The organism is Flavobacterium sp. SORGH_AS_0622 (assembly GCF_030818825.1).
GTDB lineage: Bacteria > Bacteroidota > Bacteroidia > Flavobacteriales > Flavobacteriaceae > Flavobacterium.
The window spans coordinates 2,928,666-2,943,042 of record NZ_JAUTAX010000001.1 but is presented as its reverse complement, the minus strand read 5'-3'; the positions used below and the strand labels follow the sequence as shown (position 1 = coordinate 2,943,042).

Annotated in this window: 11 protein-coding genes; 6 read left to right on the top strand and 5 right to left on the bottom strand. The window is 33.7% G+C overall.

Features of this window, described 5'->3' with window-relative positions; translation table 11 throughout:
* Positions 1-103: 103 nt before the first annotated feature.
* A complete protein-coding gene (locus QE431_RS12605) occupies positions 104-1,729 on the top strand; it encodes a glycosyl hydrolase family 18 protein (protein WP_307296361.1) in 1,626 nt (541 codons plus the stop codon).
* Between the two features lie 273 nt (positions 1,730-2,002).
* On the opposite strand, the gene QE431_RS12600 is transcribed toward QE431_RS12605, so the two are convergent.
* Both QE431_RS12600 and QE431_RS12595 read right to left on the bottom strand, forming a co-directional pair.
* Positions 2,003-3,934 carry a metallophosphoesterase gene (locus tag QE431_RS12600; protein ID WP_307296359.1) on the bottom strand — a complete coding sequence of 644 codons (1,932 nt, stop codon included), beginning with the start codon at positions 3,932-3,934 and terminating at the stop codon, positions 2,003-2,005.
* Positions 3,935-4,168: 234 nt separating this feature from the next.
* Entirely contained in the window at positions 4,169-5,233 is a 1,065-nt protein-coding gene (locus QE431_RS12595; protein WP_307296357.1) for a phosphatidylinositol-specific phospholipase C1-like protein, read from the bottom strand.
* A 264-nt stretch (positions 5,234-5,497) separates the two neighbouring features.
* Here QE431_RS12595 and QE431_RS12590 point away from each other — a divergent pair, with 264 nt between their 5' ends.
* From QE431_RS12590 to QE431_RS12570, 5 genes are all read left to right on the top strand, one after another.
* A complete protein-coding gene (locus QE431_RS12590) occupies positions 5,498-6,022 on the top strand; it encodes an RNA polymerase sigma-70 factor (protein ID WP_057116135.1) in 525 nt (174 codons plus the stop codon).
* A gap of 84 nt (positions 6,023-6,106) precedes the next feature.
* Positions 6,107-7,030 (top strand): FecR family protein, encoded by a 924-nt coding sequence (locus QE431_RS12585; RefSeq protein ID WP_307296352.1) that lies wholly within the window; start codon positions 6,107-6,109, stop codon positions 7,028-7,030.
* Positions 7,031-7,101: 71 nt separating this feature from the next.
* Complete coding sequence (locus QE431_RS12580; protein ID WP_307296348.1) at positions 7,102-10,386, top strand: TonB-dependent receptor; 3,285 nt, start codon at positions 7,102-7,104, stop codon at positions 10,384-10,386.
* A gap of 6 nt (positions 10,387-10,392) precedes the next feature.
* Entirely contained in the window at positions 10,393-12,162 is a 1,770-nt protein-coding gene (locus tag QE431_RS12575) for a RagB/SusD family nutrient uptake outer membrane protein (RefSeq protein WP_307296346.1), read from the top strand.
* Positions 12,163-12,638: 476 nt separating this feature from the next.
* Positions 12,639-13,013 (top strand): STAS/SEC14 domain-containing protein, encoded by a 375-nt coding sequence (locus QE431_RS12570; protein ID WP_057116131.1) that lies wholly within the window; start codon positions 12,639-12,641, stop codon positions 13,011-13,013.
* A gap of 143 nt (positions 13,014-13,156) precedes the next feature.
* Here QE431_RS12570 and QE431_RS12565 read toward each other — a convergent pair whose 3' ends face one another.
* Genes QE431_RS12565 through QE431_RS12555 form a run of 3 tightly spaced genes read right to left on the bottom strand, consistent with a single transcriptional unit; the run spans position 13,157 to position 14,370 of the window.
* On the bottom strand, positions 13,157-13,429 hold the full coding sequence (locus QE431_RS12565) for a PrgI family protein (protein WP_057116130.1): 273 nt from the start codon (positions 13,427-13,429) through the stop codon (positions 13,157-13,159).
* A gap of 38 nt (positions 13,430-13,467) precedes the next feature.
* Positions 13,468-13,860, bottom strand: a complete 393-nt coding sequence (locus QE431_RS12560) for a hypothetical protein (RefSeq protein ID WP_134142004.1) — start codon at positions 13,858-13,860, stop codon at positions 13,468-13,470.
* A 30-nt stretch (positions 13,861-13,890) separates the two neighbouring features.
* Positions 13,891-14,370 (bottom strand): hypothetical protein, encoded by a 480-nt coding sequence (locus QE431_RS12555; RefSeq protein ID WP_307296343.1) that lies wholly within the window; start codon positions 14,368-14,370, stop codon positions 13,891-13,893.
* Positions 14,371-14,377: the final 7 nt, after the last annotated feature.

The window sequence follows — 14,377 nt, the reverse complement described above, 5'->3', positions numbered from 1 at the left end:
AAATCAAATCTAAAATCTAAAGTCTGAAATCTAAAAATAAAAAAATGCAACTCAAATAACCGTCCCATGTTTACGAGTTTATTAATCTATTAAAACAATTATTATGAAAAACAATTACAAAAGAATGCTGCAGAAATGCATGATTATTTTAGTCTTGGGCGCTTTTAATTTAGTAGCAGCCCAGAAAAAAGTCATTGCTTATATTCCGAACTGGATTGATTTGAATGCTTTTTCAAGCACTGTCCAATACAGTAAATTAACGCATATCAATATTGCTTTTGAAAATCCTGATGCCAACGGATATTTGAGTTTTAATTCAGGAAGTAATGCCATAATAAATGCGGCACATGCCCAAAATGTAAAAGTGTTTGTTTCGCTTGGAGGAGGTTCAGTTTCAGAAGGAGGCCCTATTCGCGATAATTACTTCAATTTGATTACGCCAGCCAACAGAACGGCTTTTATTCAAAAAATCTATGATTATGTGGTGGCTCACAATTTTGATGGTGTAGACGTTGATTTGGAAGGCCCAGCAATTAATGGAGATTACGGCGGATTTGTTATTGCTCTTGCCAATAAACTGCATGCCAATGGCAAATTGATTTCGGCGGCGCTTTCAGAAGGATATGGTGGTGCCAATGTACCTTCATCTACTTTTGCAGCTTACGACTGGATTAATATTATGGCTTATGATGCAACAGGGCCTTGGGCACCAAACAATCCGGGACAACATTCGCCTTACAGCATGGCAGTAAATCAGTTTAATTATTGGACAGGAAGAGGATTGCCTGCAAGTAAAGCCATCATCGGACTTCCGTTTTATGGCTATGGTTTTGGTGCTTCTGCCAATCAAGGAATTTCTTATGCTAATATAGTAGCACAATATCCAGGGGCTGAAAATCTAGATCAGGTAGGAAACACCATTTATTACAACGGAATTCCAACAATCAAACAAAAAACAACTTTTGCAATTCAGAACGCGGGGGGAGTTATGATTTGGGAATTGTCTCAGGATGCAACAGGCTCAAAATCTTTACTGACAGCAATTAATCAGGTAATTACAGGAAGCAATCCTCCTGCAACAGGAACTTTAATTCAAGCCGAAAATTACAATACAATGAGTGGTGTTCAAACCGAAGAAACAACCGATACAGGTGGTGGATTAAATGTAGGGTATTGCGATACAGGTGATTGGATGGCTTATTATAATATTAATTTCCCAACTTCTGGTTCTTATCAAATAGAATATCGTGTTTCAAGTGCTGTTACAGGCGGAAGGTTATCCGCTGATTTAAATGCAGGAACTATTCAGCTTGGTGCTATAAATGTGCCAAATACAGGAGGATGGCAAAACTGGCAGACAATTACTCAAACCGTAAATGTAAATGCTGGAACGTATAATTTCGGGATATATGTTCAAAACACAGGGTTTAATATAAACTGGTTTAGAATTACAAAATCGGGTTCAACGGCAAAATCTGCTCCTATAAACTTAGAACAATCAATTGCAAATTTGGAGATTTATCCGAATCCGACTGAAAGCCAGCTTTTCTTCAGCACAGAGGTTTCTGGCGGAAATGTAAATGTCATCAATACAGAAGGTGGTGCAACTGTTTTTTCTCAAACCGTAAACAATAACAGCATTGATGTTTCGACTTTAAAAACAGGAATTTATCTAATTTCGGTAGAGAAAAATGGAATCAAAACGGTAAGACGTTTTATTAAAAAATAATACTAACCCATTTGCCATAATGGTTTTAGATACATTAAATTTTAGGTTTTAATGTGATGAAAAGGCTGTCATTTTTTGTGACGGCCTTTTTTTGTTTTAACCGCAAAGAACGCTAAGTTTTTTTTTAAGCTAAATTTATAAAATGAAAAGTTCGCAAAGCTAATCCTATAATGCTTTGCGAACTTTAATTTATAAAATTATACTCAAAATCCTTTGTGAACTTTGTGTAACCTTTGCGTTCTTTGCGGTAAAAAAAACGTCTCTTACAATAAATTACTTCACACTCTTAATTTCGCCATTTTTCAAGTCAACTGTAAAATGATCTGCTGGAACTTCATGCATAAATTTATTGAAGATGATCAGGAATAATTTCATTTGTTTTTGTAGTGGAGTGTCTTTTGAAAGATCAGCTTTAGAACCTTCTAAAAATAAATTGGATAAGACTTTGTATTCTTTTGCTCTTTGAATTCCAACATCTACTAGAGCCAATTCATCGGCACTTCTGAAACGATAAAAATCTACTAAAAGATCATAACCTGTCCAATTGAAGTTTTCTTTTTTGAGATTATTCTGAGTTAAGATTTTTTCTGATTTAGTTTCAGCTTCATTCCATTGTTTTTGAAACTGTTCTTTATTTTTAAGAATGAAATCAAAATCTTGATCAGATTGCATATTAGCCAAATTCAATAAATCTTTTGCGGAAACATTCAATATGAAATCTTTGAATGCAGAAGGCCAATCGTCTTTTAAGAATCGAAGACGAACTAATTCTTTTAAATGAAAATCGGTAAAATCATGATAGTTTTTTGTTTTTATAATATCAATATTCCAAATGTCTTGGATATTCTGGCTTTTCAAAAACTTATATTCCATTTCATATAAATCAAAAAGTTCGTTGTATCTCGGAACATTATCAATACTGATAGTCTGAATATCTACAGTGTCATTTTTCTTGAAAGTCAATAATTTATAAGCGGGAATATATGCGGCAAGCGATGGTGTCTGAATATTAACCAGAGTATTTCCTTTTGCAGAAGTCCGAACTCCCGTATCGTTGATGTGCATATGGCCTCCAAAATGAATTTTAAGCCCTGCATCTGCAAAAACCTGAGCTACTTCTTCAACTGGAACACGATTTAACTGCCATTTGTTTGGACCAAGCAACTCTTTTATTTCCGCAGAAGCGTCATCATTAAAATCAATCATTGGGAAATGACTGAAAGCTATTAAAGTTTTCCTTTGTTTCTTGGCTTCAGCCGAAATAGTTTCAACCCATTTTATTAGATGTTTTTTATTGGAAAGCACATTGTTATAACCCGTACTGGCTTCGTTGTAATTTTTAGAATCTTTTTCGGAAGAAACATTTTTTTTAGGTATATAAACATTTCCGTCAATGGCCATTAGCCAAAGTCCGTCAATAGGTTCTACAACATAACTAACATCTGGAACTTCGTAACCTGGAGCTACCTCATACACACGGTTTGCCAGTTTAGCACTTTCCGCTGCTTTTTCAAACGAGTAATTTTTACTAGTATAATTAGAAAAAGGCGTTGCCCAGAATTTGTATTTTTTATTTGAATGAAAACCAAAATCCTGAAGCTGTTCGGTGATTCCTAAATAACCCATTTTAGCAATATCGGCGGTAACAACTACTGGCTGTTCGGTGTTTAAATTTGGCTTATAAAGGCCTTCTTTGCTAAAAATGGGCTGACTTTTGCCTTCTTTTCCTAAGAAATCTTCTTTTCCAGATTCTTGCGCAAACGGTCCGACTGGATCATGATTTCCTGTGGTGATGAAGAATTCTATTCCGTATTTTTGGGTATATTGTTCTAATATTTTGGCTAATCCGCGAACATGAATCGGCTGGCCATCATCTGTATAATCTCCCGGAAGTGCAACATATTTGATTTTTCGTTGTGCGATATCATCTAATGCTGCTATAAATGCAAAATAATTTTCGTTGAAAATTCTAGTAGAATGAAGCTGAGACGACATAGTTCGCACCAAAACAGACTGTCCTGTTTTCGGATTCAAAACTCCTTTATAATCGGAATCTGAAAAACTGCCAAATAAATCTTGTAAATGCACATCAGACAGAAAAGCTATTTGTGTTCCGTTGAGGTTTTTTACTTTTTGTGCTGATGCAGTATTGTTGAAGAAAACAACAAAGAACAGTATATGTAAAAATGTATATCTTGAATTCATAATTGTTTTTAACTTTTGAGTTTTTTTAACCGCAAAGACCGCTAAGGTTTTTCGCAAAGACCACAAAGATTTTGAGAGAAGTTTATAAAATAAATAAGTTCGCAAAGCTTTGCGAACTTCGCGTTTATAACGTAATCTTAAAAAGAACTTTGCGCTCTTTGCGGTTAAAATTATTATTGTTTCAAGTTTCAAGTTTCTCGCTCCAGCAATAACTTGAAACCTAAAATAAAAAAACTATTTTCCAGTCACAGGATTATTTCTCACATAACTTCCATCATCATATTTAATTTGATACGGAGAATTGAAAAAAGTACTTGGAAGATAATAATCGGTTGTGATGATTTGTGCGCCTGATTTTTTTGCAGCTTCAAAATGAGAATAATCGTTGGCACGTGCTTCTTTGGTATCAGAATCGGCGCGAGTTCTTATTAAATAACCTTTTTGTACTAAATTGGCAATTTCTGGATCTTCAGAATTATTTCTAAATAAAGTTGCAGCTTCTGGTTTTCCAGGCTCGGCGTTAATGAAAACGGCGCGTCCTTTAAGGGACGGATGATTCAATGCGTACAAATCTCTTTTTGCGCCGTTATTATCTAAGATGAATAAAAATCTTCCTTTTGCTTCTTTTAATGTCGGCCAGTTATTGTGCAGAACTGCTTCTTCAAGCGTCTTGTATTTTCCTCGAACCATATCTGGCGTAATCAGTTTGTCTTTTCCTAATTCTTTTCTGATTACTTTATCCATTTCATCAAAAACAGCTGCAGTAAAATCTTCTGGTTTGGTTCCGAAGAAATTGGCATCGCCGTCTTTTGGCTCCAAAGTGATAAATACAGGAACGTGACCCGGATTGGCATCAGACCATTTTTTTAGTTCCTGAAGACAGATTTCGAAAGTATAGCAAGAAGTTCTAAAATCGATATCCGGCATATGGAAAACTTTAAAGCCAGGTTTTTTCATTAATCCTTTTGGATCGTAGGTTTCTTCAGATTTAACAACGTCCAAACCTTTCGGATGTGTATATTTTCCGCCTTTAGCGTCAGCAAAAATATCAATTTCAAGATTGCGTAAACCTTTGTTTAATTGATCTGTAATACTAATATGAGTGTATTGTAAACCTTTTAAGGAACGCGAAGTGTCTTTCGCCTGAATGAGATTGTATAAATCAGGTTCAATAGCATGACGATAGCTGTTATGCGAACCAATGACTTGAAGCTGATTAATTTTAAGATTTTCGTTTTGGGCCTGAACGCTGTAATTTACAGCACCGGCAAGAAATAAAGTGAACAAAATTTGTTTCATGATTCTAAAATGGAATTGATACTATTTGATTGGGACGCATCAAAAGAAAATTACATTTTTGAAAAAGACTAAGTTAAAGGTAGTCTTTGATTTGTTTGTTAGTTAAAGAAAAAGAAATCGCAAAATCATTAGTACTTCGTCCCTAAAAAAGTAGTATTTATACATCAAAAGTTTTCATTTCTTAATTTAAAGATAACCTTGACGCAAAAAACATTGGCTTTTGATTTTATTATTTTACGATATGAATCAGTCTGTAATTGCCTTATGAATAATCCTGAAATTTTTGAAAAAACGTATAACGAATACTGGAAAAAACTCAATGCGTTTTCCTATACGATGACTCAGGACAAAGACTTGGCACAGAACATTGTTCAAGATGTTTTTGTCGATTTATGGGAGCGCAAAGAAGAGTTGAACATTAATGCAATCGAACCTTTTTTATTTCGTGCCGTAAAGAATCAGGTTTTTAAGCATTACCAAAACAATCGGTTTGACAAGACTATTTTAGAAGAAAAATTTGAAGACTACATTATAGACAATTTTTCGTCTATAGATCCAGAAGTTATGGATCTGCTTTATTCTTTATTAGATAAACTTCCTGAGAAAAGAAAAGAAGTTTTATTGATGTATAAGTTTCAGGATATGACAATCGATCAGATTGCAGAGGAACTTGGAATTTCTAAACAAACGGTAAAAAACCAAATTTCATCTGCCGTAAAACAACTTCGTGAAGGCTTGAAAGATCTAGCTTGGCTGGCTCCATTTATTATTTTTAATCAAAAATTTTAAAATAACTTTCGCTTGATGTTTTCATAATATTTGGCGATAGTACGATTTCGAGATTCTGGTACTTATTCATAACAATAAGTATTTATGATAAAAAGAATCAAACATAGTTTAGAATACCTGCTTGATAAAAGTTCAAGAAGCAAAACTTCAGCAGCTGAAGAAAATCTGTTAAATGATTTTGCTTTTAATGAATATCAAAATTCAAAATGGGATAATGGTTTAATGGGAAATCCAGAAGACGCTTCTCAAAATATTTATGACGGAATTCAACTTAGAATAGGAAAGAAGAAAACCTTCAATCCTTATTTAAAATATATAGCTGCTGCCAGCATTCTTTTTCTAGTTGGTTTAGGATTTTTATTTAGACCAAATGTTTTAGACCAAAAACAAATCACATTTAAAACGTCATCGATTCCCCAGTCTATCCAATTAAGTGACGGTTCGAAAATTTATCTGGCAGCAAACTCATCATTTCAGTATCCTGAAAAATTTGAAGGCGGCCAAAGAACGGTTTCTTTATTAAAAGGAAATGCCTTTTTTGAAATTGCTAAAGACAAACAACATCCTTTTATTATTTACTCTGGGGAAATAAAAACCAGAGTTGTCGGGACTTCATTCCATATTCAATTATCGAAATTGAATTGTAAGGTTATTGTCGTAACCGGAAAAGTAAATGTTTCTGGTAAAGGGCAAAGTGTCGATTTGGTTCCGAATGAAGAAGCTTTATTTGAATCGGAAAAACTAATCAAACATTCGGCAGATAAAGCCTTTTTAGTCAATTGGTACAATGAAGATGTAACACTTGATCAAACTACGCTAAAACAAGTTATTACAATTTTACAATATAAATACGGAGTTTCATTTCAGTACAATAATGAACACGTATTAGCAACGCCGTTAACGGTATTCATCAAGAAGGACGCAACATTAGAAAATGTTTTGGAACAAATAAATTATATCACAAACCTAAAATTCAAAGTTTATGGCGAAATAGTAAAAGTGGATTAAAAACAAAAAAAGCAGTTGCGGGAACAACTGCCATTAATAAATTAAGCATCGTAAAAACAATTACTTAAATCATGTATTTTAAACCTTCTTATTTAAATCTAAAGAGTTTTGTCTTTTTAGTTCTGGCTTTACTGGCTTTTCAAAGCGGTTACAGTAGAACAAATTTATTAGAAAAGCCAAATGTAAAAAATAAAATAGAAAAAGCGACTCTTGTTTCTATTTTTTCAAAATTAACGCAGCAGACTGATTATAAATTCAGTTACGGGCAAGCTGTAATAGCAGATAATACTGCGTATGCGGTAAATCTCAGCGGAGAATCTATTACAGAAATTTTGAATGATCTTTCTAAAAAAGCCAATTTTAATTACAACATTAACGGAAAATTAGTTTTAATACAGAAAAAAACTGCGCCAAAAACCGTAAATACAAAAGCAGTTGATAGAATTAAAGTTAAAGGAAAAATCGTAGACGAGAACAAAGTGCCAATTCCAGGTGCAACTGTAATCGAAACAAGTACTTCTAACTCTACTGTAACTGATTTTGACGGAGTATTTGAACTTTCTGTTGGAGAAGGAAAAACTATAGATGTGTCTTACGTTGGTTACAAAACCAAAACGGTTACAGCACAAACTGGTTTTATGACTATTCAGTTAGAACCAACTACTGCAGAATTAAATGAGGTTTTAATTGTAGGGTACGGTAAGCAATCTAAAAAAGACGTTACTGGAGCAGTTACACAATTGGAAGCTTCAAACTTTAAGCAGGGTGTAAGCATTTCTCCAGATAATTTAATTCAAGGAAAAGTTGCTGGTGTTCGTGTGGTTAGTACAAGCGGTGAGCCAGGAGCTGGAGTAAATGTAACAATTAGAGGTGTTGGATCTATTAGAAGTGGAAGTACGCCTTTGTTTGTTGTTGACGGAATTCCATTGTCTAATGATGATGTGAGCCCATCTGGAACGAATGTTGGTTTTGGTAGTTCTCAAGCTAAAAATCCATTAAACTTTTTAAATAATAGCGATATCGAATCTATTACAGTTCTAAAAGATGCATCTGCATCTGCAATCTACGGAGCAAGAGGATCTAATGGAGTTGTTTTAGTAACGACTAAAAAAGGAGCAAAAGGAGATGGAACTTTAACTTTTGATTCGTCTTTAGGAATTTCTACTGTAGCCAACAAATTAGATGTTTTGAGTGCTGATGAATACAGAAATGCTATTAAAGACAAAGCTTTTGATCACGGAGGTAATACAGACTGGCAGGATGTTATTTTTAGACAAGCTGTTACAAAAAGTAATTCGCTTGCATTTTCTAAACAAACAGAGTCTGGAAATTACTATGCATCTGTATCGCAATTGGATCAAGAAGGTATTATTAGAAACAGTGATTTTAAACGTCTGACAGGAAGAATTAATGCTGCTGAGTCGTTTTTGGATAAAAAACGTTTAAAATTAAAATTTAATCTTACTGCCAGCGAAACTAAAGACGATGGAGTTCCTACAAGTGATGACGGAGGTTCTAATGGACAATTGCTGGTTCACACATTAATGGCAAATCCAACGAGATCAGTTTTTGATGCAAATGGAAATTATACCAACTTTAATATGAATGCGCACTACAATCCGGCGTATTTATTAAGTATTTATACCGATCAAACGCGTACTTTGAGAGTTTTAGGAAATTTTGAAACTTCTTTAAGAATCATTGACGGATTAGAATATAAATTAAACCTTGGTATCGACCGTTCGATGTCAGAGAGAAATACTACTATTTTTCCAAACTTAACAGATTTGAATCCAAAAGGAAAATATGTTCAGAATAATTTAGATTCTAAAAACTCTTTGGTTGAGCATTACTTAACTTATAATCTAAATTTAGATAAACATAAAATTGAAGCTTTAGGTGGATTTTCATATCAAAAATTTGAAAGATCTGGAACAGCTTTCAGTATTGACGGAATTTCGAATCAAGGTGAAGGTGTACCTCCTTCAATTAATCCTGGCTTTAAAGGCACACAATCTGGAACGACTGGTTATGCTCAGGAAAACGAATTACAGTCTTATTTTGGAAGATTAAACTATAGTTTCGACAACAGATATCTTTTAACAGCTTCTATGAGAGGAGATGGATCTACTCGTTTTGGTAAAAATAATAAATACGGTTATTTTCCATCTTTTGCCTTAGGCTGGAATATTGCTAATGAAAGTTTCTTCAAAGATTCGACATCATTAAACAATTTAAAACTAAGAGCAAGCTGGGGACAAACAGGAAATCAAGAAGTTGAAAATAAAATTACACAGGCGAGTTATTCTTTATCTGGAGCTGACGGATATTATTTATACGATGACTTGAATTTAGTTAATGGAGTTTCAGTTAACAGAACACCAAATCCTGATTTAAAATGGGAAGTTGTAACGCAATATAACTTAGGTTTAGATTTCAATTTATGGAATGATAAATTTTACGGAACATTAGATTACTTCAACAAAACCACTACAGATGCAATTTTGAATGTTCCTTCACAAGCTTTAAGCCCAACAACTACAATCTGGACTAATATTGACGGTAAAATCATTAATAAAGGTTTTGAAATTATGTTAGGTTCTAAGATAGTAAATACTAAAGATTTTACTTGGAATGTTGACATGAACGGTGCGACGTTGAATAATAAAATTCAAGATCTGCCAGTTTCAGAAATCTTAACAGGAACAATTTCAGGACCTGGACAATCTGGTGTAAATGCAAATATCTATAAAAGCGGTTACGCAGCAGGATCTTTCTACTTGTTAGAACATACTGGTTTTGATGCTAATGGAGCTAATATTTTTAAAGATCAAAACGGAGACGGTAAAATTGATAACAGCGACAGAATTATTATTGAAGGTGCGCTTCCAACTTTCTATTACGGATTAAACAGTGATATGAGATATAAAAACTTTACATTCTCATTTTCTATCATCGGACAAACTGGAGGTTATTTATTAAATAATACAGGTTTGAATGCTTTAAATATAAACAACTTAGCATCAGATCGTAACGTAGCAACAGGATATTACGAGTCAGGCGCGAACCCTACAAACTCACCAATTTTGTCAACGCTTTTCTTAGAAAAGTCTGATTTCATTAGATTGAATACCGCTCGTATTGGATACAATTTTGACTTAAAAGGATTGAACTGGATCAACGGCTTAACACTATATGTAACAGGTCAAAACTTAATTACGATTACAAATTATACAGGTTACGATCCGTTAATCAACAGCCCAAAATCAAACGGAGGAAACCAATCTATTGGTATCGATTACGCAAGGTATCCAACTTCAAGAACATTCAGTTTTGGAGCAACTTTAAAACTATAATTTATTATGAAGACAAATACTATTTTTAATATTAAAACATTAGCATTCTTTTCTTTTATCTGGCTTTTTGCAAGCTGTACAAATCTTGACGAAGTTGTTCTAGATGAGGTTTTAGGAGAAGATGCTTCAAACCCTGCAGGGGCACTTGCTGCTGCTTATGACCGATTGGGAGACGGAACTTTTGTAGATCACGGTGGAATTTTTTCGCTGCAAGAATACACTACAGACGAGGCAATTTTGCCAACTAGAGGAAGTGACTGGGGAGATGGCGGAAAATGGAGAGACATGCATGAATTTACATGGAAGTCTGATAATGCAATTGTGGTTGATAACTGGAACAAACTTACTAATGGAATTACTCGTTCTTTAACAGCAATTCAGTCAATTGAAGAAAGTTCAATTTCAGAGAAAAAATTGTTTTTAGCAGAAGCTAAAGGACTTTTAGCGTATTATTTATATACAACATTAGATTTGTACGGACAAGCGCCATACAGAGATCCAATGAATCCGAATGCGCCTTTACAGATTTTAAAAGCTGATACACAAATCGATATTTTAATTGCCGATGTTGAGGCTTTAATTCCAGATTTGGCAAGTATGGGAGAGCAGCGAACACATCACGGAAGATTTACAAAAGAAGCTGCTTATGGTTTGTTAAGTACAATGTATTTGAATCGTGCTGTTTTTAAAGATCGTTACAATACAGCTTCAAATTTTAATTTTAATGAAGCTGCAGCAACTGGTACAGGAACAGATATGGATCGTGTAATTTACTATACTTCATTATTGATCAATTCTGGAAAATACAGTTTAGAAAGCGATTATTTCAAAAACTTTGCAAGAGATAATGAAAATGGGAAAGAGCTTATTTTTGCGATTTCTCAAAAAATAGATTACATCCGTAACGGTTCAAACAGTTTTGCTTATGTATGTATGGAACGTAACCAAAGAACTTCTGCAGCAAACAGAGGAACAAATGCGGCTTGCACAACTCCAGAGTTTTTTGCAACATGGGATGGAAACCACGATGATCCGAGATTTCAGCAAAAATACCAATATGGCGATGGTACATGGTTTATGAACGATGGTACAGATGTAAGTGTTCCAGCAACTGATATCGTACCAAAAAGTGCTAATTTACCTTGGTTCCACTTTAACAGAGGTATTCAATACGGACCACAATACGGACCAATATTGCTAGCTTCAGGATCGTTGGAAATGACAGGAAACCGTATCAAAGTTTCTCCATTATATATGGAAAAAAGTACCACAACAAGAATGGATTTTACACCTTCTTTGACTTTTAAAAATCCTGCACAATCTGTATTTGCTCAAAACGAAATCAATCAAGGGGCTCGTATTTTCAAATACGAATTTGATCCTGAAGGAGGAAACGGAAATAGTAATGTTGATATTCCATTATTTCGTTTAGGAGGAATCTACATTATGAGAGCCGAAGCTTATTTTAGAAAAGGAAGCACAGGATTGGCAATGGATGATCTTAATAAATTGCGTACAAGCAGAAAAAGAGAATCTTTATACGGAGGTGTAACTGGAAAACCATTAACATCAATAGATCAAACTATTTTATATAAAGAAATTGGATTTGAATTGTACTGGGAATTGCAAAGAAGACCACAAATGATCCGTTTTGGAAAATTTGATTTGGCAGGAACTGCAAAACCAGCTTCAGAACCATTTAGAAGAATATTTCCAATTCCGCAGTCAACAATAGATGTGACTAAACAATTCAAACAAAACCAAGGATACAATTAAGTTTGTGTGTTAGTTTATTTTTTATTTTTTTTCAAAAGCCTGTTTCGAAAGAGATAGGCTTTTTTTTTTTTAAGGTTCTGAGGTTCTGAGGTTCTAAGGTTCTAAGGTTCTAAGGTTGTAAGGTTGTAAGGTTGTAAGGTTGTAAGTTGCAAAGGTCCAAAGGTTCACAGGTTTTGTATTGGATATGTATTTTGTAGAGACGCACCGCAGTGCGTCTACACAACGAATATCCATTTAATTTTAAAAACTGATTTTCAATTAATCTATGGATGCGTCCAATGTGAAAAACTCAGCACCTTAGCCTCTCAGCACCTCAGAACCTTCAAAATATATAATAATCAAATGAAAAAATATAAGATTTAACTATCATTGAATCAGTACATTTGAGATGGATTTTGGTATTTTGAATACAACTGTTTTCTAAAAATATCAAAGAATAAAACTCAAATTAATAACTCAAAAAAAGTGTAAAAATCATGATACATCAAATTGACACTACCGATAACATAGTTGCATTTAGAGCATTAGCAGAAGTAACCAAAGAAGATTTTTTAACAGCAGTAGTTCCTGCAGTTGAACATTTAGTGAAACAAACCAACGAAATTAATTTTTTATTGGTCCTCGATACAGATATTAAAAACTTTACGGCTGGAGCGTGGCTTGAGGACGCTCTTTTAGGATTAAAACATCTAGGAAAATGGAATAGAGCAGCAATCATTACAGATACTGAAGAAATTATTTCGTTCACAAACGGATTTAGTTATATTGTTCCAGGAGAATTTAAAGGTTTTAAAAAAGTAGATTTTAATAAAGCCTTAAATTGGGTTGAAGGAAATATCGAGGTAAAATAAGATCCTATAACACATCCTTTGAATAGTAGTACTGTAAAATTTCTACTCAAAAGGAAAAATAAATACTTTTATATAGAGAAGATTATAAAAAGAAAGCCTATAAAATTAATTATAGGCTTTTTTGATTTTATCACATATGATAATTAATGATTGTATTCGATACCACTGCTTGTTTTAGCATCGATTTTTTCTTTAGTAACTTCACTATACTTTTTATAACAAGCCGAAGCTAAAATTGGCAGTGCAATACTTCCAACAACAGCACTAGCTTTTGGATGTCCTGTTTTTTTCAAAACTGCAGAAGCCAAAAGTGCACCAACTCCTGCGCATACCATTTGTTTAACCGAAAGATTAATTGATTTATTCTGTGGGGTAATTCCGTGTAATAATGGATCTATGAAATTTAAATTCTCCATGACAATAATTTGTTTAGTTATACTTATTTTTTTAATTTTTATTCTTTTTCAGAGTCAGTTTCACTTTCGATTTTTTCGATTTCAACTTTTTCTTTTTTGATCGCCTGACGCAGCAATGCAAAAAGACTCATATAGACATTTGCTGTAAAAACCAGAGAAAACCCTGCCAAAATATAGCCTCGCCAATCATTTAACAAAAGTTTATAATCACAAAGAATTAAAAATGCAATTGTGACATAATGGCTAAAACAATATTCACACGTAAAGAGGTAGAAAAATTTTCTCGATACTAAAAATCGGTCATTTTTAGAACGTCTGACACACCATTCGTGCGGTTCTCTAAAAATCTCTTCGTGCGTTACAGTCCAGCTTATACAGGCAATTGGAATTGCTAAAATAAATAGCCAGACAATTTGTGTTACTATAGTCATAAACAATTGTTTTGAAGCTATGATAAATGGTTATTCTCTAGGATGGTTTTCTGGATAATGTTCAGCATCAAAATCATCTAGTTCTTCATCATTATCATCTTTCTCCAAATCATTGTCTAAATCTAGATCTGGATCATACTCATCATTCAAGTCGTCTTCTGTATCGTCATTTGTAATGGCATCATCTTCATTAATAATACGTTCTTGATTTGGTATATTCTCAGATCTTACATTTGTATTCTTTTCAAAATCTTGTTCTGGATGAGATAGATCTTCTACAAATTCTTCTTGATATTGATACGGATCTTCATCCCTTGCGTAATTGTCATTATCAATTAGCGTATTTTGCTCAATGATGTCAGGATCACTTTCACCAAATTCGCGTTCATCGTGTTTTTTCAGCTCTTGTTTATATTCATCTTCAACTGAATAAGTTCCGTCTACAAGAGTATTTTGATCTATATAATCAGGGTCGAATTGACCATAATCATGGTTGTGTTGCTTTTCCATAATACTA